Genomic DNA, 24,617 nt, shown 5'->3' with positions numbered 1-24,617 from the left:
CCACCCTCACTAGGTCAATGCGCTTCTCATAAAGTAAGTCATATCAATAGCACGACTCATCTCGCTAGAAATAGCACCAGTAACAAGGCGCATAAATCACAATTCCATTAAAAATGAAGTTTGATGTGTGGGTCTTATCCTTCAAACGCGATTTATCAGCTTTAGTGAATCGCTTTAATATTGACCACATATGCAATCACTAACGCTAGTGAATCTATGCTGGTGAATAAAGGAAACAGAATGAAAATGCTAAAGAGCTTGCCCCGTGTAATGATATTGATGCTGTTCATTACAGCCTGTAGTACTCATCACCCACTAGAGTTGCGTGTTGATGCTAACAATTACAAACAGGCAAAAATTGGCAAAACCACAACTGGGATAAAAAGTGCTGAACCTTATCGCTTTTGGGGCAGTGAAGCGCCTGGTTTTTTATATGATCCAATAACTAATTCAACACCACTAAAGACCAGTGATGAGCAATTAAATATTCTGGTTCTATCTGGTGGTGGCGCCAATGGAGCCTATGGTGCAGGGATTATTAATGGGCTTTATGACAACAATAAGCTGCCAGATTACAGTATTATCACCGGTATCAGCGCAGGATCATTAATCGCACCTTTTACATTTTTAGGCGGCGAACAAATCGCTAATCTTAAAGATACAATGTTGAGCATCAACGATGACATGTTGCTAGGTAAAGAGAACTTTCTCAATACACTCATTAAAGATGCATTCACCGATGGCGAAAGCTTGTATGGCTTAATTGAGAGTACATATACTAAAGAGATAATTGACCAAATCGCCCTAGAACACCAAAAGGGACGCCGATTATTTATTGGTACCACGCAGTTTGATTCTGGCGAGTTAATGGTGTGGAATATTGGCAGGATTGCCGAAAGTGATATAGAAAACAAGTACAGTTTAATCCATCAAATATTAACCGCCAGCGCATCTATTCCTGGGGTTTTTCCACCACAATTCATACGCGTTAATGTTAACGGTGAAATTCTTGAAGAATTACATGTGGATGGAGGAATGAACTCACAAATGTTTTTCGACCCTGGTAATTTCAATTACAGCTTGGTCAATGATGCTTTAGCCAAAAAGCGCCCACCTCAAATTCACATTATTCGAAATGGCATGCTTAAGTCAGCTTATGAAGAACTAGAAGATAAAGGGCTACCGCTATTAACTCGAAGTTTGAATAGTTTGACAGTGCAACAGGCTAGAGGTGACTTATTTAGAATGCTGTATTCTAGTGAGATCAATCATTACAACTTATCTTTTACTTACATTGACGATAAGTTCAACGCACCAAAATCTACCGATCAAATGTTCGACCCAGCTTTTATGCAGGCGCTTTATAACAGCGCTTACGATAAAGCCACATCGGACAAGCTTTGGCAAAAGACCTTGCCTTATTGATATCAACTTACAATCGCTAAACGATCCAAGTAAACATCAGCAAATTAATGCTATTGCAACAGACTTAACCTTAGATAAAGAGTCGGTCACCATGCAGATGGAAGTGGGCCGACAATAGTTACGACAAACCTGCAATTTATCGAACTGGTTAAGCAACTGCAATAAACAAAAAAGCCAGTCAAATGACTGGCTTCTTAATAGGTGCTAATCCTGGGAATTAATCCCGTTATAACAGCAAATAATATGCTAATGATTAAAGTACGGTGATAACATCTTCCATTGCTAAACGCGCTTTAGGAAGGCCATAGTTATAATCTTCACCATCTTTGTGATAACCAATTGCCAGTGCAAATTCACAAACATAACCTCCTAGTTCGTCTTTGAATGACTCGCCAATTAATGAAGAATCAACACCTTCCATCGGTGTAGAGGCAATACCTAAACGTGCAAGTACATGTAATGTATTACCAAGGGCAATGTAAATTTGCGCTTTAGTCCAATGGCCGTTAAAACCTGCTTCGTCAGTGTTTGATTCAGCGAAAGTGAAACCACCGTTTAACATCCCATCGTACATATCAGCAGGTAAATGACCTGAAGATACTTCTGCATCAACCACTTTTCTGTAGTCGTCTTTTGTGAAATGTGGGTTATGTGCAAACAAAATCACATGTGATGCTTCAAGAGCGTGAGGCTGATTAAACTGATGCATATTGGCAAAAGTGTCATGAAAACGCTGTTTTGCAACATCAGTTTCTAAAATAATAAATTTCCACGGCTGTGAGTTAATAGAAGAAGCAGATAAACGAATAGCTTCTTTCAATACATCCATGTCCTCTGATGAAATACGCTTACTTGAGTCGTACTTTTTAGCCGTATAACGTTTGTTCAGATCTGCAATGATTGGGTGAGACATAATGATTTTCCTCATGGGTGATGCCGATGGGAAGCATTCTAGGCGTTTCCTTAAATAAGAAAAAGAGCCAGCAACACCAATCATTACGGACTTTAAACACCACAATAGTTCGCTAGCATTATCGCTTAAAACATGCAGATTTAATCACATTATGATATTCACAGCACACATTTTGCAGTGATAAATAGTGAAGTTGGCTAATATTTTCAGTCAACTTCACTAATCAACGTAGCTAAACTAACTACGCAACATTAATGAAAACCATAAAATACTGATATTAAAGACTATTATTACATGGTGCAAAGCTTGCTTACTATTTAACCACTATATAAGCTGAACCTCAGCCTATTAAGCAAACAAAACTATGTACTATAAAGTCCAAGGAGTGACAGCATGAGCGTAATTTTAGAAGACCGCCCTATTGAGCAAGTTCGAGAGGAAGTCATCGATCAACTAATAGTCAATTATAGCCATGGCATGATATCAGCTGAAGCCTTCGAAAGACGCCTAGATGACGCGATGAATTCAAATGACCATAAAGAGATTATCGCCTTGACCGCAGACTTAACCATGAAGGCTGATACAGATTACACTAATAAAAAAGAACACCAATTTACGCCTAACTATGGCAATAAAACCGCTGATGAAGAGCTAAGTTTAACCAGTATTTTAGGTAATAATGAACGCAGTGGACAATGGATAGTACCTAAAGTCATCAACTTAAATAACGTATTAGGTGAGACAACTTTAGATTTTACTGATGCGATCTTTCAGCATCAACACGTCACCATCAATGTTAACTGCCTTTTAGGCAGTAGCAGTATTTATGTCCCAGAGGGTATCAATGTCGTTTGTAAAACTTACGGCATCATCAGTAGCATTGAAAATAATGCCCCCTCTATTGCTCAACGCCAGTCCCCGATTATAACCATTGAAGGTAAAGTAATTTTGGGTTCACTGGATGTCACAATCAAACGCACTATCAAAGAGAAGTTTATTGAATTTGCCAATAATCTTAAAGCGGCATTTGATATTAAGAAATACTAGTGGTTCACCACAGCCGCGCGATGAGCGAAAATTTACAGAATAATTCGCGCATGCGGCTAGTCTTTTGGCCAATAGCTATTGGCTATCGCCAAACATGTCCCTATTAATCATGGTTTAGAGATATCACGCCATAAGAGTATGTCCTTAACTCGGTATGAAGCCCCTTGATAAAAGCCAATTTTATCTGCAAATCGTGGCGGATTTTTAAAGGTGCCAAACAGAATATCGAAAATGGGCAAGTCAGAATAATTGTATGCATGCACACCTTTTTGGTGGTGCACCGAATGGCTCTCTGGCCGTTGAATCAAATACCCCAGCCACTGTGGAGTACTGATATTAGTATGCTGAAAAACAGCAAGAAACATCGTTATGTACAAAAACCAGCTAATAGCCTGTGGTGACAAGCCAACAAACACATTGAGGCTAATACTACCAACTAGCGTAAAACCAATCATATCTAATGGACTGAAATAAAACGCACCAAATGAGTCTAATCTTTCCGCACTATGATGCATTTGATGGAAAGTCCGCCACAACAACGGTGTTTTATGCATCGTTCGATGCCAAATGTAGATACCAAGTTCAAAAATCAGCACTGCGATAATCGTACTGACTATTGGATTTAGCTGTTGAAGATTTAAAAGTTGAAATGGCAGTAAATACTTATCCCATATCAATGGCAAATATGTTGAAAGGTAAAAGTAGCATACAAAAACCAACAATGACTTTGCATACCAACCTGTTACTTTTTCTTGTTGCTGACCAGGTGCGACAGCTTCGACAAATATTAAGCCTAAATAAATCGACAGTAGGATGATAGAAATGGGGTCTATCAGTATTTCTAGTGGGGAAGGCATAATTGAATTCCTTAATTTATTTTCAATTGATGGATATTTAATTTTGCCCACATCAGCTTAAGAAACATGAAGGTTAGATAACGATTTAGTATTCATTGGTTCACACTTAGTTAATAGAAAGCTAAATGTGAATAAATTGAAGATAAATAATCAAATATTTCGACTAATATTGATTAACCCACCTAGATAGGAAGATACCAATCAAATAAGGGATTATGAATGCTGTTTCGATTTAACAACATCGAGATTGATACTGAACGATATCAAATAAGTAAAGAGGGTCTTGCTTTATCAATAGAGCCAAAGGTCTATGATTTAATTATTTATTTAATTGAGAATAGATCACGTATTATTTCTAGAGACGAGCTACTAACACAGGTATGGGCTGGTCGTGAAGTCTCAGATACGACACTTAGTAACCATATTAAAAGTGCTAGGAAGGCATTAGGCGATAATGGCGAACAGCAGAAAGTCATCAACACGATTAGATCTAGAGGCTACCATTTCATCGCTGATGTTGCGGAGTACAAAGAGCCTTTATCTACTCCAGGAAATGACTCAAACAACTCAACTGACAGCCCTATTAATCAGACTAATTCAAAGCCTGCCGCGACTATAAAGCTCGCGAACACAATCAAAAATAACCGCAGAAAACTCGCTATTATTGGTTTATTTTCATTCATCACAATAATAATATTTAGCGGCGTTAATTTGCAAAAATCACCATCAGCTCAAGCAATAAAAGAGCCTTACTTACTGGTTGTCCCCATGTCTATTTCAAGTAATGATATTGAGCAGTGGCAACCATTTGCAGATCAAATAACTCGAGAATTAATCCAAGATTTACGCAAAGTATCTGGGATTAAAGTGGTCCCTCCGCCATCAGCTTTTACCTTCAAAGCGAATAAAGTACGCACTCATATAAAAGAGCAATTACCTGAAGTCAATTTTGTACTTGATGGCGTGGTTAAAACAGCCATAAATGGTGATTTACGTTTCACTGCAGAGTTAGAAAATATAGATACAGGAATCATAATTTGGGATGGCAGCTTTGATATTCAAGTAGATAAAACCAATTTTTTTACCTCTCAAAATGACATAGCATCCTCAATATCATCCTCCTTACAGGTCATTATTCTTGAGGATGAAAAGGTAAAATTAACACATATTCCTACTCGTAACTTAGCAGCATATGAACGTTATATTGAAGGACAATATCTACTTTCCCAAATGAGTCATGACTCAGTGTTGCAAGCCATAGACTACTATTCTCAAGCTATAACATTAGATAAAAACTTTGAAGCTGCCTACATTGCCAAAGCAAATGCTTATCGTATTTTGATGATTTTATTTGAGAAACCTAAGGATGTGCTACCTAAAGTCATTGCTTCAGCCACTGAACTGCTGGCCATAAACCCTAATTCAGCAAGCGTTCAAGCCTCATTAGGTATGGCTTATATCCATGCCATGTTATGGGAAGATGCTTGGGTAATGCTTAACAGAGCGAAGAAATTAGACCCGAATCTGGCGCTTACAGAGCTGGGTTTTGCCCTATATTACACGGCACTAGGCGAAGCAGATAAAGTACAGCTATCAGTGGCGCGAGCAGACAACTTAGACCCATTAAATCAAGAGATAGCCGAATGGGGTTTATGGGCATTAATGATGGTCGGTGAAGTTGATGCTGCAATCGCTTGGGGAAAACGCAAGATACAACAACACCCTCAAATGCCCTACCCATTACTGAGCTTATCTGTAGCCCACTACATTAATGGCGATATAGAACAAAGTATTACCCTAGCAAGGCAAGGGGTTGCCTTGAGTCATCAAGACCCATTCCCCTTAATTCTATTGGCTCAAGCTTATGCGGCTGGCGGACATACAGATAAGGTGTTGCCATTAATAAAACAGGCGACGCAGCAACAGCTGTATATGTGCCCCTACGAAACGGCGGTGATATTCGCGTTAATGGACCAAACAGAAAAGGTATTTCCGCTGCTAGATCAAGCCGTAGAATACCAATCAAATTGCCTCATTTTCGCCAAACATGACCCTAGATTTGCAGGTATTCGTCACGACCCTCGGTATATGGCAATGTTAGCCAAGCTGGGATTAGATGATGCATCTATAAAGCGCTATTCAAAATAAGTCAGCAAAAAGGTTTTATAACCATCACCTTAACAGCGAAGCAGACTGGTTTGAGTCAATTCGTTGATAAATAAACAGTAATACTTGCAACAAGAAAATAGAGATTAATGAACACAGCAAAGAGGTAAATATATCGAGGTAACTATGCATGCCAAGATAAACTCGGCTCAATGCGACCCCTAAGCCCCAAGTGATCACCATTGTTGCAAGCAACCACTGCTGCTTTTGCAATAATAAACCACCAATAACAAACACAAAAATAGCCACAAATAACGAATGACCTGACGGAAGAGAGTAATTAGTGCCATCTAACCAGTTAGACACTCTCACACTGCCATAAAGCGTTTCAACATGATTAATCGCCTCGGCTTTATCAGCCTTACTGAGTTGATAAAAAGCATCAACTGAGTCAACAACTTGTGCATTAACCAATAAATCCACATAAGGTCTAGGCTCTGCCGTCAACAATTTAAAACCCACTTTGAGCGAAAAGGCGATGGTTAATACAATGCCAAATTGCACTACAAACCTTAACCAACTTTTGTGGTTATCTAAAAACGCATAACCTAGCCCTACTCCAATCAACACTGTTATTAGAAAATATGGCATACCTGCTGATTCTGTCAGTATGCTCAAAAACAGTCCGGTGCTTTCAGATAAAGGCACGGCTAATTGGGGGGCTGGCAGTAATAAAGCGGCCAAAGCTAGTAAGCCAAACAAACTTAATATCGCTAATACACCAAACTTTAGCACCTGAAAATGTTGCTTCATCTTTTCCAATCAACTCTTAAACGACTCTTGGTATAAATTATAAACTCGATAATGTGAAATAAAGGTATTTATCTTCCCTATGATTACCATCAAGTAGCTAAATCTTATGAAAATAATAAATTGTTACAACAAGTGGCAAACACTATTGAATTCACCACCCCCGCTTGTTACTAATTTGTTGTATTATGCTCTCATAGAATCAGCACAGAAATGATTCACTTTCATAAAAATATTCGAATCTCAATTCAAATCAATGCCATTGAACATCATGGAATGATCATTAAAACAACAGGAAACAACATGTATCGAATCGTCACTGCGGGACTGGTTACGCTCTCATTTGTGGGAAGTACCGACGCCTTAGCCAATGAATACGTGCTAAGTAAAGTCGCCAAACCAATATCACAAAGTATTAAGCTCAACTTAGATCCAGTAAAAGATCAGTTTTCAGGCAGCACTGAAATTCAAATTGAAGTACTTGAAGCCACTAAGCAATTACAGCTTAACGGTTTAGAATACACTGCAACAAATATCATATTAGACGCCACTTCAGATAAGAATAAAGACTGCCAACTTGATGTAACCATGCAAGATACCGGGGTGGTGTTATTTAACTGCCCACATACTATCGAACCTGGTGCATATTCTTTCTCAATGGATTTCACAGCCCCTTATAACCGTCAATCTGTCGGCCTGTATAAAACCATTGATGGTGGCCTGCCATACTTATTTACTCAGTTTGAAATGAGTGATGCACGCCGCAGCTTTCCAAGCTTTGATGAACCTGAATACAAAATTCCTTTTCAAGTTACCATTACAGCGCCGAGTATCGAAAAAGTTTACAGCAATACCCCAGAGCTTTCTGTCGACACCCAAGATGGCATGACCACTCACGTATTTGCGCAAACTAAACCGATATCCTCGTACCTAGTTGCCTATGCAGTGGGTCAATTTGAAGAAATTGAAGTCACAGGCATGAAAGTGCCAGGACGTGTGATTACGACCAAAGGCAAAATCGAGCTCGCCAAATACGCAGCCGAACAAATGCCATTAGTGCTAAGCGCATTGGAAGATTATTTTGGTGTCGATTACCCTTATCAAAAACTTGATAGTGTTGCAGTGCCAGAGTTTCCATTTGGCGCAATGGAGAACGCGGGCCTTGTGACCTACCGTGAAGACATTTTGTTAGTCGATGAAAAAAATGCTAGCCAAAATAGTAAAAAAACCACCGTTTCAATTATCGCTCACGAACTTGCCCACCAATGGTATGGCAACTTAGTCACTATGCAGTGGTGGAATGACTTGTGGTTAAACGAAGCTTTTGCAAGCTGGATGGCGGCTAAAATCACCGAACAAATTCATCCTGAGTTTGAATCTAACTTAGCGTTATCTAAAAACTACGTAATGGCATTGGATGCGCGAGTATCAACTAAGCCCATCAGAAAGCCAATTAAAACCGAAGCCGATATTATGGACGGTCTAGGATTGGCATATAGCAAAGGTGAAGCGGTACTGGATATGGTTGAAAACTATATCGGCGAAGCTGAGTTTAACAAAGGTATTCGCCAATATGTAAAAGATCACGCCTTTAAAAATACCGAAGCGGATGACTTATGGAATGCATTATCAAAAGCTTCAGGTAAAGATGTTGGCAGTATTTTAAGTACCTTTATTGAGCAATCATCTTATCCTTTAATCGATGTGTCATTAGCAGGCGACAAGTTAACACTGGCCCAAACCCGCTTTGTAAATGCAGGGACTAAAGCTGATAAGCAATCTTGGACTGTACCTGTATCGGTTAAATACGGTAAAGGTGATAAGGTTGAAACACAGACCATCTTATTAAACAGTCAATCTCAAACCATCAAATTGGCATTCAGTCCTGATTGGATTTACCCAGACTCTGATGCCATGGGTTACTACCGCTGGTTATTAGATGAAACACAAATGGCTAACTTATTAGCCAATGCTAAAACCCAACTTACAGCACGTGAACGTAAAGCCTTAATCTCAGCAGCTGATGCTCTACTTGATGCAGGCTTTATCTCTGGTGGGGAGTTACTGAAAATTTTGGGTGCATTTATTGATGATCAACATCCACAAATTGTCTCAACGGCATTAGGTTACTTACAGTCACAAAAACGTACCTTTATTGATGACTCTAACCAAGACCTGTGGGCTAAATTCATTGCCTCAGGAGCACAAAGTGCCATTAATAAATACGGCGCCACAGCTAAAGCAGACGAAAAAGCGTCAATCAGTAAATTACGCCCGACGTTAATCAGCTTGTTAGCCTTTGAAGCCAAAGATAAGGCCACTATTGCCACCGCTAAAGAACAGGCTAACTTGTACCTTGAAGGTAAAGAAGTTGATCAATATCTTATCGGTACTTACCTTGAAATTGCGGTTTATTACGGTGATGAAGCTGTGTTAAATAAAGTTAAAGCCGAATTTGAAGTCACTAAAAATCCGCAAAAGCGCACCCGTTTAATGTATGCCCTAGGTTATGCTCCTACGGAAAAGCTGCAAAACAGCGTGCTCGCATATAGCTTGACCGATAAAGTAAATGCGCCAGATTTACGCTACATCATATCAGGCCAGAGCTATACTGATGCCCGTAAGCAGCGCTTTAGAGATTGGGTTTATACCAACTACGACGCAATTAAAACTAAACTGCCTCCATTTGCAGTTGCCATGATCCCATCATATACCGGCAGTGGTTGTGACATCGAAGCATTGAATACCACTAACGCATTCTTTAAGCCAAAAGCAGAACAAACACCTGAATTTAGCCGCACCTTAGCCAAACTCGATGAAAGTGTTAACAACTGCGTCAGCCTAAAGCAACGTGAACTTGCCAGCGTTGAAAAGTACTTAAGCCAGTTATAATTTATTAAGTAGCATCAACAAAGCACCATAAAAAAGAGCCAGTCACATGACTGGCTCTTTAATGTTTGAACCAAACTGAATATCGCTATTATGATTCAATAACTTTAGGCGGTTTTGATAGCTTAATATACACAAATAAGGAACTAAAAATTATTGCGCCGCCAGCTAACTTCTGTAGCGATAACGTTTCTCCCAACGCTAAGAAACTGAGCATCATGGTCCAAATAGGTTCTAAAATCATAATCAATGCCGCGGTTTCCATTTTTACTTGATACTGACCTAACGTCTGCAATAAATAACGTGCAGAAGTGGCAATAACAGTGGAAAGAACAAACCAAAATATCACGCTATTGTTCAGTTCAAAACTAAACTCTTGAGTATAGAGGACATAGATAGCGGCAACGGAGCCCACAACAAACAACTGCAAACAAATAGAATCTAACGGCTTGATACTGCCACTTATCTTTTTATTCAATACAAAGTGCACTGACAATAATGCTGACGCACATAAGAAATACCACTGGCTTGGTTCAATGTGCCAGCCGTTAGTTAATGTCAGTAGCATCATACCTGCAATACTCATCGGCAGTGCTAACCAGAAGGCTTTATTAGGTTTAATTTGAAATAACAGCCATGCCGTCATTGGCGCAATAATCATGGCTAAACTCATGATAAATGCCCCTTCAGATAAGGTGTTACTTATTGAAACCGCATACACCCATACCAATAATGCTAAACCTAAGAACACCCCGACCCCGCAAGCTAACAGCACTTGCTTAGCGCGCAACCGCCACAAACTTTTATAACAAAATGGCAGCAAAATCAGGCTAGCACATAAGAAGCGAGTACTGATAAACAGCTCGCCCGGGACGCTAACCACAACTAATTTAGTGGCGATCCAACCAACAGCAGCCAATAAAGTGGCCACAAAAAGATATACGGCTCCGTGCATTATGATGCCTCTAAAGATAGTAAGAGCAAGCGTCTAGTCAGATTGGCTTAATCAAAATTGAGAATGGAAAGTCAGTAACCGCTTATCACATGAATATAGACCAAACCGACAAAAAAATAGCGATATCACAGTCATGAGATATCGCTATTTAATTTTACCGTACTAGTACTAAGTTTAACTAGAAACAATTAGCCAGTAACGACGAATAAGATCCGCTTCGCTAAAGTTTACTGGTCTTGATACTCACTGTAATCCGTTAAGCCTTTCTCGTTGCCACCAAATAAGGTTGCAGGATCATGCGCCGCTAACGGGTATCCATTTTTAATACGGTTAGGTAAATCTGGATTTGCCACAAATGGACGACCAAAGCCAACCATATCAATTAAGCCATCTTGAATGGCTTGTTCTGCTGTGTCTGCGTTGTACTTACCGGCATAAATTAATACACCTTCAAATGCTTCACGTACCGATTTTTTAAAGCCTGCTGGCGTTTCTGGCGCGTCATCCCAGTCGACTTCAGCAATGTGTAAGTACACTATTTTATGGGTATTAAGTAATGCTGCAGCTGCGGTATAGGTTTCTACAGGTGTTGCATCTACGGTTCCATTAAGTGAAGTAAACGGCGCTAAACGCACACCGACTCGGTCAGCACCAATAGCACTCACCATTGCCGCAACCACCTCACTTAAAAAACGTAAACGGTTTTCAATACTGCCGCCATATTCATCTGTGCGAGTATTCGCTTCTGAGTCGATAAACTGATTAATTAAGTAACCATTGGCAGCATGAAGTTCAATACCATCAAAGCCTGCTTCAATCGCATTAAGCGCTGCTTGACGATATTCTTCTATCACTGATTTGATATCGTCTTTTGTCATCGCACGCGGTTCAACAACATCAACAAAACCGGGTTCTTGGGTACCGTTGTCGATAAAGACTTTTACATTTTCAGCTTTAAGCGCTGAAGATGAAATCGGTTGCTCGCCACCGATATTATCAGGATGCGTCACGCGGCCTACATGCCAAAGTTGAGCAAAAATAACCCCGCCTTTTTGATGCACTAAATCAGTCGTTTTCTTCCAACCTGCAATTTGTTCTGCGCTGTAAATACCAGGAGTCCATGCATAACCTTGGCCCATTGCTGAAATCTGTGTGCCTTCGGCAACGATAAGACCCGCATTAGCACGTTGAGCATAATACTCGGCCATCATGTCATTGGCTGAATTGCCAGGCTGTGAAGCACGTGAACGGGTCATTGGTGGCATAACGATACGATTAGTGAGTGTGTGACGGCCTAATTGTATTGTTTGAAATAATGATTGTTTCATATTCTATTCCTCAAAAATGGGTCTGCAGCGGCCTATATAAATAAGCCCAGCTGCTAATTCAGCGTATCAAAATTGTCGCGAGTGTCCGTTAACTCAGCTGAATAAGTTCAATTTGGTAGTTATCAGGGTCAGTAATAAAGGCAATATGGACATCGCCACCTTTTACAGGGCCGGGTTCGCGAGTCACTCTGCCACCTAAATCTTTAATCTTATTGCAAGCAGCATAGATATCTTCAACACCTAATGCTAAATGGCCAAATGCATTACCCATCTCGTATTGGTCAGTATCCCAGTTATAGGTCAATTCAATGCTGGTGCCACCCGGTTGATCTGCATAGCCGACAAAAACCAAGGTATAACGATAATCTGTGTTTTCTGTTCTATCTAACACGCTCATACCCAAAACATCAGTATAAAAAGCAATAGATTTTTCTAGGTCAGCAACTCTGATCATGGTGTGTAAAAATTTCATAAAATGCCCTTAGCGTTACTGATTCATTCGCCATTAGATTCCAATCAGCGTAATGATAAAAATTTGAATAGGATGTACTTGCATCCATTTAATAACGCTATTTTAAGGGATATTGATTTATATTAATAATTATTAAAAATTCTTATATCGATAATTTTTTGTTATGAATGATTTTATTATAAAAAGTATCAATAGCCTTGCTAATGCATATACCAATACTCGCGCGAGTAAATTCTTGCTGAGATTGAGCCCTCTGATGTCGATATAACGCTTTTAATTTCTTCCAATAAATTATTTATTAGATCAACGCACACTTAATATTTAGCAGAAAAAGTCACATAAATGACATTCTTAAATAGCGTAAAACCACTTGTTATCCTAATGGTATTAATCGATGCCGGAGTTTAAGCTCAAAGCTTTGAAGAGGTCATTAATGATAGATTATTAGCAATATTTTGAGACTAAAATAGAAACCTCATTTAAAAATGATTGGAGCAGGTGATATCTGTTCCAATTCTTTATTATGTATGACTAAAATAGGGCTGACGTCACAACATGATTAAAAACTGCATTTTTAATAAGATTTAATTTAGGTAATTTATATAACCAACGAAAAATAAGCTACAGTATCTATAACGGACTGATAAGGGAGAATTAATAATGGGGCAAATAAAATACAGTAAAATTATTCATACTCCTTCCCTAAATAACCAATATTACCCGTTGAAAATCATTCTTAAAATGACAACTTCCACGAGCTTAATCACGACTAAAGCTTTGAATAACCCTTATATCCAATTCTTATCGTTTGCCCTTATTGAAAGTTTCACTTTGGTAAGGAGTCTTTCTCCTAAATGATGACCCTGCCAGTAAAAAAATCACTACTCTTTGGTATTATCGTTTTTTCATTTTGCTTATCTATTTTGTATCTAGATATGCGATCTGAAAATTATGTAATAGAAAAACAGAAAAACCTTATCAATGAAAACCTCATAAAATTAAAAAAAGAGCATATTACTGATATCGTATCATCAGTCCATATCGCTGCAGCTTCAACACTGAATGCTGAATATAAAAGGCACCAACGCCTACTACAAAATAAATCACAGCAATTTCAATTACTGTTAAATAGCGTCCCTGCAGGTGAGCGTTGTCCATTATTGCCCCAAATTAACAGTATTGATAATCAGTTCGATATTGCCATATTTCACAACGAAAAATTGATTTGCGAATCGGCTTCAAGCATTGCCGTCGCTGGTATTGATAATACTAAAAATATTAGCTCTACTGCGGTGTTAACTGATGATATGGAAATGACAGTATCATTGTCACAAACTCAAATAATCAATGCGGCTCAAAAGAAAATTACTTCATTCATTAGAATCATTGAAATGCAAAACCCCGACACTTATGTTTGGGTGAATGAAATACATAACTATGAAGGAGGGGTTGATTATGCCACTAGAAAAATCCACCCCAATCTTCCTCAAACAGAAGGCCTACTTTTATCAACCAAAACGCCTGATATTAAAGGTAACTTCCCCTACCAAGTAGAACTTGAAGGAATTAACAATCAAGGCGAGATATTTTTCGAATATTACTTTAAACGCCAGACCAATAATGAAATTGTGAAGAAGCTAGCTTATGCCAAACTGTTTAAGCCATTTGATTGGGTAATTGCAACCGGCATTTACATCGATGATTTAGAATTAACCGTCGAACAAGAGATTAATGAGCTTGTCGCCGAGCAAGAGTTTTACAATAAACTGGTATCAATCGTTGCCTTTTTTTTATCGGTTCTGCTAGTGATTTGTTTATATGTAATAGAAAAAAACACGATCAAAAACAAAGAACGCGAATTAGCGTTACGGCATAAAAAACAAGATGTAAAAAATTACCGACAAGTTTTGTCATCAATGCTGGATCTAGTTGAGAGGCGTGATAGTTATACTGCAGGACATACTAAACGCGTAGCTCGCTACGCTGTACTTATAGCTGAAGAAATGGGGTTCTCGCATACCGAAGTAGAAATACTATTCGAATCAGCAGTCATGCATGATATTGGTAAAATATCGACACCAGATACTATTTTACTAAAACCTGGCAAGCTCAATTCACAAGAATATAAAATTATTCAACAGCATTTAGACAGCGGTTACCAGTTACTGTCTTCTATCAAAGCCTTTAAAAAGCACGCCGAAATTATAAGATGTCATCACGAGCATTATGATGGGACAGGTTATCCAAGAGGGTTGAAAGGTGATGAAATCTGTCCTCTTTCTCATATTCTCATTTTGGTTGATGCATTTGACGCTATGACCTCAAAACGCATATATAAAACCAGTAAAACAAAAGCAGCAGCAATCGAAGAAATAAAAGCACTCGCAGGTAAACAGTTTTGCCCTGTTACGGTTAAAGCCGCCCTCCCCGTTTTGGAAAAGATAAATCTCAGCCCTGTGGGACAAAATTATTTAAAGGATGAATTTGAAGAAGCGAGACTGGCTTATTACTATAAAGATCCACTCACTAGTCTCTATAATTATCGCTATCTAGAGCATATCATCTCATTGAATGATGACCCCTTTGAGAAGCATTATCGCTGCTGTTACTTTATTAGCTTGCTTAATTTTAGCCAGTACAATAAAAAATATGGTTGGCTAGAGGGTGATGAGCAACTAATCCGCATAGCTAAAAAATTAACTGAATTTTTACCTAAAGCAATGATATTCAGAGTATTTGGTGATGACTTCATTATTATCACTGAGCAGCATACTCACCTTGATCGCGAAACCATTGAAGCCCAACTTGAATTAACAACATTCAATATTGGTCTGGAATTAAATCATCTCGATATTGATGAACAAAACATACACGGTGTAAGCCAATTTTCAGAAACCATAAAAAAATTCATGAGCACTTAAGCCTTTTTATGAAAACCTATTGAAACAATTAGCCTACTGGCACGATTGGCAATCACTCACTAGATGATCCATTTCAAGGACATCAGCTAAAAGCTCAACAACCACTGTGAGACAACTAAATACACAGGAATACCCACCAAGACATTAAAAGGAAATGTAATTCCTAGTGACGCCGTGATTGATAAGCTATGATTTGCATTAGGCAATATAATCCGCATCGCTGCAGGAACCGCAATATAGGATGCACTAGCGCCCAATACCGCAACCAAGGTGACACCACCAACAGATAAGCCCATCATCACACCAAGTAATGAACCTAAAACCCCGCCCACCATCGGCATCGCAAAACCAAAAGCCAACATAAAGCTACCCATATGCTTCAGGTCTTTTAAGCGACTTGCGGCGACCATGCCCATTTCAAGTAAAAAGAGTGCCAGTACCGCATTAAACAACCCGAAGAATAGTGGTGCAACTTTATCAATGCCCTCGCCAGCAAAGTAACCAATCACTAAACCGCCCACCATTAATACCACGCCCTGATTAAAGAACATTTCATGCAATAAGGTTTGACGATCTGCACTAACCTGCTGTTTACTCTTATTCTTTGATCTAGGTGCTGCGCCACTTTTAGCCAATAAAATACCAATTACAATGGCCGGCATTTCAAGTAATACCACAAACAGTGGAATATACGCCTCGTAATGAATCCCTTTCGCTTCCAAAAAAGCCACAGCAACAGCGTAAGTACCTACGCTAACTGAACCATAATGGGCAGCTATGGAAGCAGCATCATCACGTTTCAATGCACCGATATAATATAAGATAGGAAAGGCGATTAATGGCAGAGCAAAGCCAAATAAGATGACATAGATAGATTGCACCACCAACGCCCAAGACGCATGCTCAGCCAGTGCGACGCCACCTTTTAGACCAATGGCAATCATCAAAAATAAAATCAGGGATTGATATAAGCTTCTAGGAAATTGAATATCAGCACGCACCAAAACCGCAAATACCCCCATTAAAAAGAAAGCTATGCTGACATCTATTTGCATTTTACATCACCAAAACTAGCGGCTGTTTCAGGCATCGTTAGCGGCGATAACACGGTATTACCTTTCCTGTTTTTCAACAACATAGACTTAAAAATAGGCGCAATACTTAAACAGGTCAGCATTAAACCAACCGTGAGTAATGCCCCGCCAGCAGCATCAATTTGCAAGATAATCCAACCGAGTCCCGACAACATCAATCCCACGGACACGTTGAAATAAAACTGTCGATTATTCATAAAGCCACCTATGTATTTCGTTGCGAGTCATTAAACTGATTATCGCAAAATACATACATAGATAAAAATTGATTTTATACATACAATATATAGACAAACATCTATACAAGGTAGAAATATGCAATCTCGGCTACATGCTCATATCGGCACAATAAGACAACTGGAAATCTTATTAGCCGTTCATGATAAAGGCAGTATCAACCAAGCCGCCAAGTCACTATTTCTTACCCAACCTACGGTATCTATCCAAATGAAAAAGCTCGCCGATGCTATTGGTGAGCCGATTTATCATTTGTCTAATCGAAAGCTTATGTTCACTGATATTGGACTTGAGCTGGTCAAAACTGCCGTAGAAGTATTAGATAGTTTTGCTCGTCTTGATATGCGCTTAAATAATATGAGAAAGCTCAAATCTGGGACGTTACGTTTATCAGTCGTCACCACCTCAAAATACTTAATTCCGCACTTATTAGGGCCGTTTTGTGAACAATTTCCCGATATTGAAGTGCAGCTTAATATCGGTAACCGTGAACAAACGATTGAAAGACTCAAGCAAAGTGTCGATGATGTCTATGTTTTCAGCCACCTTCCAAATGATATTGACTGCCATACATTAGCATTTATGGAGAACCCATTAGTTGCCATTGCACACCCTGAAAACCCATTAGTTAAACGTAAAAACTTAACCTTAGAGGATATTCGCAATGAACCTTTTTTAATGCGCGAGAAAGGTTCGGGCACCCGACATGCTATTGAAGAGTTTTTGCAAAACCAGCAAGCCAACATTAATATTAAAATGACCATAGAAAGCAATGAAGCGATTAAACATTGCGTGATGTCCAAATTGGGCATTTCAATACTGTCAGCGCATACCTTGTCTTACGGCGAACAAAATGGGTTAATCTGTTTACCGATAAAGGAACTACCGATTAAAACCAATTGGTCTTTTGTATGGCCTAAAAACAAACGCCAAACGATAGTCGCACAGCAATTCCTCGAACATATTAAGGCTTCAAAACAGTAAGGAGATTATTTAATATAAAAGTGATAAGAAAATTAGCAATAAAATCTAACAATACTATAATGTTAGGTTATAGAACGATAAAATTCTCACTTTAAAAGACGGTGAAGTTAGATGATAAAATGGTTGCCTGCTAAATTTGTTTTAGACACTAAAGCAGAACTCTCATTTCAAAAATCTCTAAACGAACGTTCACGTTTAAACACTATCGTTATGGGATTTTTAATCATTGCGGTACTACTCGCGTTCAGCTTGTCTTCATTACTCACCGCCAATGCTAGCTCCTTAGCTGTCAACGTAGTTCGCAGTATCACTATTATCCTTGCCATCATAATGATCCTCAGCATTAAGCAATCTACAGCGGCTTATCTTGATACGGTTTTACTCTTTTTTGGTTCCCTATTCACACTCATTAACGGCTTTTTCTTTTATACCTACGCCATAAGCCACCAAGAACTGCATGAAGGTGGGCCTATGCTGTCTGCCATTTTTATTACCGCTATTCCCATGCTGCACTTGGGGCAAAAATTCATGATTTGGCTCATACTGGGTATTGCCCTGATAATCATTCAACTAACAACTAATGTCGATATTATATGGAGTATCAATTTCTATATCATGACCGTTATGGTCATGACAGCAATGCAATATCAAACTGATGTATTGTTAAGGAAGCAATATAAATATGAATTAATACAAACTCAAAAAGCCGAAACAGATAAGCTCACTGGCGTGCATAATCGCTATGTTTTTGATAAAGAGTTTTCAGCTATTTTATGTAACTTAAAAAAAGGGCAATTCTTGTCACTGGCAATGATCGATATTGACCACTTTAAAAAATATAATGACCGTTACGGTCACCTTATGGGTGACAAAGCATTAGTGAATTTTGCAGAACTTCTTTCTAATCAAGGTGCTGATATGGTGGTGCGCTTTGGTGGCGAAGAGTTTATTTTAGTTTCAGTTTATTCGGCTGAAAATACATCATGGCTTCAAGACCTTCCATCACAAATAGAGAAGCTTCACATCGTGCATATGGATTCTGAAACAGGGTTTCTTTCAGCCTCTGCTGGAGTTGTGACAATTAGCGCTGAACAACGACATTTTGTCGATAAAACTAAATTACTAACCTTAGCTGATAGTTATTTATATCAGGCTAAAAACGCCGGTAGAAATCAGGTTTTACGTCAAGAAGTCTCAACTTAACGATCCAATTTATATGTCATTCATCAGGGATAATTTCAGGATTAGCAGGTTTAATGGATGATTAACGGCTTAGTTCAAATCTTCATTTTTCTCAGACTCTCTAACAACCAAAAGAAAGGTTAAATACATTTTTGTAGGTAACGACAGCACCATCCCGAAAGCAACACACATTGAACTGATAATAATGCCGTCCACTCCCATTGAAGCAACGGCGTCATTGAAGTTATGTAGATACACACCTAATAATATTAAACAAAGACCAATAGTAATAGAAAGCCTAATTAATATTATCAAAAGCCTATCAGTCATCCTCCCTCCAAAGCCCTATCAACAATGCAAAAATAAATAAATAAATAAATAAACAAAAAAATAACTTAATCAGTTAAAAATTAAAACGGCAATCAAAAAACAAATAATAATGTACCGTTATTGAAACTAATCTAAATCATAGCAACAAATTCCTTCAATGTTTTACTCAAAATTATGTACTTCTACTATAATTTTTATGCGAGTTGTTACTACGAGTCATAATGCATTAAACATAGAATATTTAAAATTGGAATTTAATATGAGCACAGGTCAAACGGATTTATCACGCCGAGGTTTCATTAAAAAATGTGTTATCGGCGGTGTTGCAGTCTACAGCGCACCGATGATTTTCGATAAGAAAAAAGCCTTCGCGGCATCTGTATCTGAAAAACTTAAAGCCAAATGGAATGCAGGGGCTAAGCCATCTTATCGATATGATGCTATTGAAAAGGTTACTGGACAGAAAATTTATGGTCGAGATTATCGAGCTCAAGATATTCCCGGCTGGCCCCAAAAACAACATTATGGTTATGTCATTAGGGTTAACCAGGCAGATAAAATTCTTGTAGATTTAGACTTATCAAGTATCCCAGAAGACGCCAAACCTTACTTTACAATTACTGCACAAACACTTAAAGATAACCAACTTAAGTTGCCCGATTTCTATGGCGAAAATATGCTACTAGAGTTAGGAAAAACACCTGATTACCAAGGCCATGAAGTTGCTATTCTATTATTTGACTCATTCATTAAATTCAAAAAAGCCAAAGCCCAAATAGAGTTTAGTAGCGCAATATTTAAATGGGGTGAAACGACGCCACTGGTCACTTTAAACCAAGATCCTTATGCCTGTTGGCGTATCATTCGCCAAGAGGGAGATGCTGGCAGCGCCTCAGAGGATCGTTATAGTACTTTGCATGATGGGTTAATTTTCCCTGACTATAAAGATCACAAACCCGTTTGGAATGCGAGCATAAACCAAACTGGAAATGCCACAGAAAAAGCCATGTTTTACGCTAGTGAATTACGTAAAGATTTAGCTAACCCTGATTGGTTAGTTATCGATAAAAAATTTACTACCCAATCAATTGAGCCAATGATGTTAGAGCCAGAAGCATTCAATGGTTGGTTAGATAAGAAAAATGATCGCTTACACGTGGTAATATGTTCTCAATCCCCGCAAGATTTCTACGCTCAAGCGGGTGAAGTGATCGCCAAAAGCCCATTAGGTGTTTCCATCAAAGAACTCATCGTTCATACCCCTTACATTGGTGGAGGATTCGGAGCAAAAGACCATACGATATTTCCTTACTACGGCATCATAGCTTCACTCTATAGTACTAACCCTATTCGGATTGCTAACGATCGTTTCCAGCAATTTCAATCAGGACTTAAACGCCATACTTTCAATATGAACCACAAATTGGCTTTTGATAAAAAAACCAAAAAAATCACCGGGCTAGTTGCCGATATGGTGTTAGCTGGAGGAGGCAGGAAAAACTATTCTGACTCTGTGACCATGGTTGGAGCCAGTGCAATTCAAAGTATTTATTACTTACCTAGAAATGATATTCAAGCTTGGTGCCACCCCTCTGCAACCCCACATGCAGGCTCAATGAGGGGCTATGGTACTTTACAATCTATGGGGGCGATGGAAATGATGATCAATGAAGCTGCAGAAGCTTTAGATATCGACACTTTCGAACTCAGACGAATTAATGCCTTCCAAACAGGACAGAAAAACACTCAAGGCGCGATACCAAACGGAAGTGCCCGTTATATTGAAATGCTCAACCTTGCAGAGAAACATGAGATTTGGACTAAGCGGAAACAGAATAAACTGGATTATGAGAAAGCTCACCCGACAAAAAAATATGGTGTAGGTTTTGGTATAGCGACTAAGGATTATGGCACTGGTGCAGAAGCGCCATCAGCATCAGTAGCCATTACACCTGAAGGTAAAATTATTGTGCAAGTTTGCTCAATTGAAATGGGCACAGGAACCGAGACCTCACAAGGTACATTAATTACAAAATACCTTGGTAATATGGCTGATGAAGTGCATATGGCAAAAATTAAAGAGTTTGAAGCCATGGAGTTAATCGAAAGCGACAGCCCCTATACTATGTCTCAAGCCCATCAGGATGAAATGTCTAATAAACCAACGTGGACACCGACTATCGGAATGGCCTCATCCGCGAGCCAATCAGCATTTTTTCAAAGCCATGCAACAGCACACGCAGCAAAACTCATCCTTCAACATAGCTTATTACCCGCGGCTCAAGCCATTATTAATAAGAACGATTCAGTAGTTAAGATGAACCCTGCAATAAAATACAAATGGGAGCTAGGTGCGTTAGTGATTGAAGGTCAACAACCTATCGCCTTTGAACTACTTGCGAAAAAAGCCCATGCTATGGGGTTAGTGACTTCTGTCATGGCCCATGCGTTTAACCGCTGGGAATGGGCAACTGCAGATTTTGACTTTAATGGCGAAAAACAAAATTACCCACTCGATGCTATCGCTGTTCAATATGGTATAGGCGCCACAGCTGAACAGAAGCAACAATATAATGCAGCTGGTTACCAAGTCATTAAACGCTTATCCGTGGACTACCCTAAAACCAGTATGAACAATGCCATGGTCACCTATTACACCCCTTGCGCAACTTTAGTTGAGATAGCTGTTGATACTAAGCTTGGAAATGTAGAAATACTCGGTACACATACATGGATAGAACCAGGAAACGTACATGTTAAAGAACTAGTAGAAGGCCAATTAGAAGGTGGCTTAACCATGGGAGTAGGCCATGCCCTTTATGAGCATTTACCGGATGATGAAACAGGTGCAGGTACAGGCACATGGAACTTAGATAGATATCAAGTCCCTTTTGCAAAACATAATGGTGTATGGAATATGAAACATACCATTATGCCGCCACTATCAGATTCTGATGACTCTAAAGGCGTTGCTGAGGTCGTCATGATACCTGTGGTGCCAGCCCTTATTGAGGCTATCTATCAAGCAACCAATAAGCGTTTCTATCATTTACCTGTTACCCCACAAGATATTATGAAGGCGATTTAATTATGAGTGATATTAGTTTAACGATTAACAATAAATTAGTCGGTCCTATTGATGTCGATACCAATGTCATGATGATTGAGTTTCTTCATGAGTATTTAAACATGACAGGAACCAAATTTGGCTGTGGTGAAGGTATATGTCATGCGTGCGTTGTCATTGTTGATAACGATGATGGAACAAGTAGTACCGTTAGAACATGCATATCTGGCGCCCATGCTTTTAATAATTTTAAAATTAGAACCATTGAAGGACATGCCAAAACCAATGATGTAGGGGAAATAATACAACTTAGTCCCGTGCAAGAGGTGTTTATCAAAAACTTTGCCTTTCAATGTGGTTGGTGTACCTCAGGCTTCACCAACGAAACGACGGCATTAATCGAAAAAATCAAGAAGTCACCGATAAAAAAAGCAGATGTAGAAGCCGTTATTTCAGAGGCGCTTGGGGAACATGTTTGTCGCTGTACCGGATATGTAAAATATTACCAAGCAGTCAAAGAGCTCATTCTATCAACCGATGGCTTAACTACATAAACCAATATCAATGAATCCACTGTTATGACTTTCTTGCTTCAAAAAGGCTACCCTATGGGGTAGCCTTCTGTTAAGAAACTAATATGTAATCAATAAATAATGCTAATTCAAATTTTACTTTTTCGTTGTTCATACCAATAACCTAAGGTGTATAAACACATAGTGACATCAGTTATTACAAAAGGAATAAACTTGGCATTCAAATAAGCCGTTTCTGGATTAAAAAAGTTACTAAAAAAGAGGTAAACCATAAATAGCTTCTCTAGAAATGAGAACAAAATAATTGGTTCTCTCCAAGCCACTTTGTAAGCAGATGCCACAATAAATAGCCCTGTTAAGCCGACCATGATGCCCCAATGTCTAAACAAAAATACATATTGAGCATCAAACTCTAATCCATTCATTTGTTTAAGAGCAAATGCTGGGTTGAACGCATAAATAGCGGCAATCATGGTGATTAAGCCACCAACGATTAGAAATACTCTCAAATTCTTTGTAAAAAACATCAGTAATTCTTTTATTAATCAGAAATTAAGGATCAGCTTAAAGGCTGTTGATATGAATGTAAAAGGTAGCTTTAGAATTTGTTAATACTTCACCACTAAAGCGCTAACTATATTTCCTAACGTTTATTACCGAGAAGGCGATAGAGAAACATCAATGTCGGATCAATACTAGAGATCATTTAGCCTAGATTGATCGTCAAAGTCAGTTTTGGGGTTATCTTGAGCATTTATTGAAAGGATTTCATTGAGTAGTCATTAAGAAAACTCAATATTCAGCTTACTAAATGATATAGATGTAGATGTAGATGTAGATGTAGATGTAGATGTAGATGTAGATGTAGATGTAGATGTAGATGTAGAAAATCATAAAAAAAAGACACAAAAAAGCGAACCTAAGTTCGCTTTTTTAATAATTGTTGACAAATTAGTGTAAATCTAAGATTTACTTTGACATCAATTATTTGAAGTAACGTAAATGGCTAGCCATTTACGTAGACTTTCAAATTAGATAGCAACTACGTTAGCTGCTTGTGGGCCTTTTTGACCTTGCTCTAAATCGAAAGAAACTTTTTGGCCTTCAGCTAAAGTTTTGAAACCTTCAGAAGTGATTGCACGGAAATGTACGAATACATCAGCGCCGCCATTGTCTTGAGTAATAAATCCGAAACCTTTGTCTTCGTTAAACCATTTTACGATACCAGTAGTGCTAGACATAATGTGTCCCTTATATAAGTAAGAATTAAAAAATTTATCGCAAATATGCGATGCGCTGAGTGCTGAATTATTTAATGTGACGATGAAGCTAAGGGAAACACAGAGGAACTACGATAACGAAGAATTCTGAGGCTTTACTTTTACTTGATGTTTCATTAATAACTCTGTAATCCAGAGCAAGGCGTATATTACGTTAGTTTGAAAAATTGTAAAGCTTTTATTTTTC

At 38.6% G+C, this 24,617-nt stretch carries 20 protein-coding genes; 9 read left to right on the top strand and 11 right to left on the bottom strand.

The window, feature by feature from the left end:
- Window positions 1–240: 240 nt before the first annotated feature.
- Window positions 241–1,425, top strand: a complete 1,185-nt coding sequence (locus tag FPK91_RS18070) for a patatin-like phospholipase family protein (protein ID WP_144213044.1) — start codon at window positions 241–243, stop codon at window positions 1,423–1,425.
- A 253-nt stretch (window positions 1,426–1,678) separates the two neighbouring features.
- Here the strand turns inward: FPK91_RS18070 and FPK91_RS18065 are convergent, their stop codons facing one another.
- The gene (locus FPK91_RS18065; RefSeq protein WP_144213042.1) at window positions 1,679–2,338 is read right to left on the bottom strand and encodes a nitroreductase family protein; all 660 of its coding nucleotides are present in this window, start codon (window positions 2,336–2,338) and stop codon (window positions 1,679–1,681) included.
- A gap of 393 nt (window positions 2,339–2,731) precedes the next feature.
- Here FPK91_RS18065 and FPK91_RS18060 point away from each other — a divergent pair, with 393 nt between their 5' ends.
- Window positions 2,732–3,385: a DUF1707 SHOCT-like domain-containing protein gene (locus FPK91_RS18060; RefSeq protein WP_144213040.1), complete on the top strand. Its 654-nt coding sequence runs from the start codon at window positions 2,732–2,734 to the stop codon at window positions 3,383–3,385.
- Window positions 3,386–3,492: 107 nt separating this feature from the next.
- On the opposite strand, the gene FPK91_RS18055 is transcribed toward FPK91_RS18060, so the two are convergent.
- The gene (locus FPK91_RS18055) at window positions 3,493–4,242 is read right to left on the bottom strand and encodes a sterol desaturase family protein (RefSeq protein ID WP_144213038.1); all 750 of its coding nucleotides are present in this window, start codon (window positions 4,240–4,242) and stop codon (window positions 3,493–3,495) included.
- A 219-nt stretch (window positions 4,243–4,461) separates the two neighbouring features.
- On the opposite strand from FPK91_RS18055, the gene FPK91_RS18050 reads away from it, so the two are divergent.
- The gene (locus FPK91_RS18050) at window positions 4,462–6,390 is read left to right on the top strand and encodes a winged helix-turn-helix domain-containing protein (protein ID WP_144213036.1); all 1,929 of its coding nucleotides are present in this window, start codon (window positions 4,462–4,464) and stop codon (window positions 6,388–6,390) included.
- A 24-nt stretch (window positions 6,391–6,414) separates the two neighbouring features.
- On the opposite strand, the gene FPK91_RS18045 is transcribed toward FPK91_RS18050, so the two are convergent.
- On the bottom strand, window positions 6,415–7,161 hold the full coding sequence (locus FPK91_RS18045; protein WP_144213034.1) for a phosphatase PAP2 family protein: 747 nt from the start codon (window positions 7,159–7,161) through the stop codon (window positions 6,415–6,417).
- Between the two features lie 300 nt (window positions 7,162–7,461).
- Between FPK91_RS18045 and FPK91_RS18040 the strand changes: the two genes are divergently transcribed.
- Complete coding sequence (locus tag FPK91_RS18040; protein WP_144214553.1) at window positions 7,462–10,050, top strand: M1 family metallopeptidase; 2,589 nt, start codon at window positions 7,462–7,464, stop codon at window positions 10,048–10,050.
- Between the two features lie 88 nt (window positions 10,051–10,138).
- Here the strand turns inward: FPK91_RS18040 and FPK91_RS18035 are convergent, their stop codons facing one another.
- The 3 genes from FPK91_RS18035 to gloA form a co-directional block, all read right to left on the bottom strand.
- A complete protein-coding gene (locus FPK91_RS18035; protein ID WP_144213032.1) occupies window positions 10,139–11,002 on the bottom strand; it encodes a DMT family transporter in 864 nt (287 codons plus the stop codon).
- A 227-nt stretch (window positions 11,003–11,229) separates the two neighbouring features.
- Window positions 11,230–12,330: an alkene reductase gene (locus FPK91_RS18030; RefSeq protein ID WP_144213030.1), complete on the bottom strand. Its 1,101-nt coding sequence runs from the start codon at window positions 12,328–12,330 to the stop codon at window positions 11,230–11,232.
- Window positions 12,331–12,418: 88 nt separating this feature from the next.
- Complete coding sequence (gloA, locus tag FPK91_RS18025) at window positions 12,419–12,802, bottom strand: lactoylglutathione lyase (protein ID WP_144213028.1); 384 nt, start codon at window positions 12,800–12,802, stop codon at window positions 12,419–12,421.
- Window positions 12,803–13,656: 854 nt separating this feature from the next.
- On the opposite strand from gloA, the gene FPK91_RS18020 reads away from it, so the two are divergent.
- Complete coding sequence (locus FPK91_RS18020) at window positions 13,657–15,723, top strand: HD domain-containing phosphohydrolase (protein ID WP_144213026.1); 2,067 nt, start codon at window positions 13,657–13,659, stop codon at window positions 15,721–15,723.
- An 86-nt stretch (window positions 15,724–15,809) separates the two neighbouring features.
- On the opposite strand, the gene FPK91_RS18015 is transcribed toward FPK91_RS18020, so the two are convergent.
- Window positions 15,810–16,778, bottom strand: a complete 969-nt coding sequence (locus tag FPK91_RS18015) for a sodium-dependent bicarbonate transport family permease (RefSeq protein ID WP_144213024.1) — start codon at window positions 16,776–16,778, stop codon at window positions 15,810–15,812.
- On the bottom strand, window positions 16,769–17,014 hold the full coding sequence (locus FPK91_RS18010) for a hypothetical protein (RefSeq protein WP_144213022.1): 246 nt from the start codon (window positions 17,012–17,014) through the stop codon (window positions 16,769–16,771). The genes FPK91_RS18015 and FPK91_RS18010 overlap by 10 nt, the downstream gene beginning before the upstream one ends.
- Window positions 17,015–17,132: 118 nt before the next feature.
- On the opposite strand from FPK91_RS18010, the gene FPK91_RS18005 reads away from it, so the two are divergent.
- Window positions 17,133–18,038, top strand: a complete 906-nt coding sequence (locus FPK91_RS18005) for a LysR family transcriptional regulator (RefSeq protein WP_144213020.1) — start codon at window positions 17,133–17,135, stop codon at window positions 18,036–18,038.
- A 111-nt stretch (window positions 18,039–18,149) separates the two neighbouring features.
- Window positions 18,150–19,241, top strand: coding sequence for a GGDEF domain-containing protein (locus tag FPK91_RS18000; RefSeq protein ID WP_144213018.1), 1,092 nt, complete (start codon window positions 18,150–18,152; stop codon window positions 19,239–19,241).
- A gap of 69 nt (window positions 19,242–19,310) precedes the next feature.
- Here FPK91_RS18000 and FPK91_RS17995 read toward each other — a convergent pair whose 3' ends face one another.
- Window positions 19,311–19,550: a hypothetical protein gene (locus tag FPK91_RS17995; protein WP_144213016.1), complete on the bottom strand. Its 240-nt coding sequence runs from the start codon at window positions 19,548–19,550 to the stop codon at window positions 19,311–19,313.
- A gap of 259 nt (window positions 19,551–19,809) precedes the next feature.
- Between FPK91_RS17995 and FPK91_RS17990 the strand changes: the two genes are divergently transcribed.
- Both FPK91_RS17990 and FPK91_RS17985 read left to right on the top strand, forming a co-directional pair.
- On the top strand, window positions 19,810–22,638 hold the full coding sequence (locus FPK91_RS17990; protein ID WP_144213014.1) for a xanthine dehydrogenase family protein molybdopterin-binding subunit: 2,829 nt from the start codon (window positions 19,810–19,812) through the stop codon (window positions 22,636–22,638).
- Entirely contained in the window at window positions 22,638–23,171 is a 534-nt protein-coding gene (locus FPK91_RS17985) for a (2Fe-2S)-binding protein (protein WP_144213012.1), read from the top strand. Before FPK91_RS17990 ends, FPK91_RS17985 begins: the two co-directional genes overlap by 1 nt.
- A 107-nt stretch (window positions 23,172–23,278) precedes the next feature.
- On the opposite strand, the gene FPK91_RS17980 is transcribed toward FPK91_RS17985, so the two are convergent.
- Together FPK91_RS17980 and cspE are read right to left on the bottom strand one after the other, a co-directional pair.
- Window positions 23,279–23,677 (bottom strand): hypothetical protein, encoded by a 399-nt coding sequence (locus FPK91_RS17980; RefSeq protein ID WP_144213010.1) that lies wholly within the window; start codon window positions 23,675–23,677, stop codon window positions 23,279–23,281.
- 504 nt (window positions 23,678–24,181) lie between these two features.
- Window positions 24,182–24,391, bottom strand: a complete 210-nt coding sequence (gene cspE, locus FPK91_RS17975) for a transcription antiterminator/RNA stability regulator CspE (protein ID WP_144213007.1) — start codon at window positions 24,389–24,391, stop codon at window positions 24,182–24,184.
- Between the last annotated feature and the right edge of the window lie 226 nt (window positions 24,392–24,617).

The sequence above is a fragment of the Shewanella donghaensis genome, assembly GCF_007567505.1.
GTDB classification, from domain to species: Bacteria; Pseudomonadota; Gammaproteobacteria; order Enterobacterales; family Shewanellaceae; genus Shewanella; species Shewanella donghaensis.
The sequence above is the reverse complement of the archived record's forward strand: the minus strand, read 5'-3'. Positions and strand labels throughout refer to the sequence as shown.

Coding starts and splice junctions, on each gene's coding strand:
- FPK91_RS18070 (WP_144213044.1), top strand. CDS start 241: ATGAAAATGCTAAAGAGCTTGCCCCGTGTAATGATATTGATGCTGTTC.
- FPK91_RS18065 (WP_144213042.1), bottom strand. CDS start 2,338: ATGTCTCACCCAATCATTGCAGATCTGAACAAACGTTATACGGCTAAA.
- FPK91_RS18060 (WP_144213040.1), top strand. CDS start 2,732: ATGAGCGTAATTTTAGAAGACCGCCCTATTGAGCAAGTTCGAGAGGAA.
- FPK91_RS18055 (WP_144213038.1), bottom strand. CDS start 4,242: ATGCCTTCCCCACTAGAAATACTGATAGACCCCATTTCTATCATCCTA.
- FPK91_RS18050 (WP_144213036.1), top strand. CDS start 4,462: ATGCTGTTTCGATTTAACAACATCGAGATTGATACTGAACGATATCAA.
- FPK91_RS18045 (WP_144213034.1), bottom strand. CDS start 7,161: ATGAAGCAACATTTTCAGGTGCTAAAGTTTGGTGTATTAGCGATATTA.
- FPK91_RS18040 (WP_144214553.1), top strand. CDS start 7,462: ATGTATCGAATCGTCACTGCGGGACTGGTTACGCTCTCATTTGTGGGA.
- FPK91_RS18035 (WP_144213032.1), bottom strand. CDS start 11,002: ATGCACGGAGCCGTATATCTTTTTGTGGCCACTTTATTGGCTGCTGTT.
- FPK91_RS18030 (WP_144213030.1), bottom strand. CDS start 12,330: ATGAAACAATCATTATTTCAAACAATACAATTAGGCCGTCACACACTC.
- gloA (WP_144213028.1), bottom strand. CDS start 12,802: ATGAAATTTTTACACACCATGATCAGAGTTGCTGACCTAGAAAAATCT.
- FPK91_RS18020 (WP_144213026.1), top strand. CDS start 13,657: ATGATGACCCTGCCAGTAAAAAAATCACTACTCTTTGGTATTATCGTT.
- FPK91_RS18015 (WP_144213024.1), bottom strand. CDS start 16,778: ATGCAAATAGATGTCAGCATAGCTTTCTTTTTAATGGGGGTATTTGCG.
- FPK91_RS18010 (WP_144213022.1), bottom strand. CDS start 17,014: ATGAATAATCGACAGTTTTATTTCAACGTGTCCGTGGGATTGATGTTG.
- FPK91_RS18005 (WP_144213020.1), top strand. CDS start 17,133: ATGCAATCTCGGCTACATGCTCATATCGGCACAATAAGACAACTGGAA.
- FPK91_RS18000 (WP_144213018.1), top strand. CDS start 18,150: ATGATAAAATGGTTGCCTGCTAAATTTGTTTTAGACACTAAAGCAGAA.
- FPK91_RS17995 (WP_144213016.1), bottom strand. CDS start 19,550: ATGACTGATAGGCTTTTGATAATATTAATTAGGCTTTCTATTACTATT.
- FPK91_RS17990 (WP_144213014.1), top strand. CDS start 19,810: ATGAGCACAGGTCAAACGGATTTATCACGCCGAGGTTTCATTAAAAAA.
- FPK91_RS17980 (WP_144213010.1), bottom strand. CDS start 23,677: ATGTTTTTTACAAAGAATTTGAGAGTATTTCTAATCGTTGGTGGCTTA.
- cspE (WP_144213007.1), bottom strand. CDS start 24,391: ATGTCTAGCACTACTGGTATCGTAAAATGGTTTAACGAAGACAAAGGT.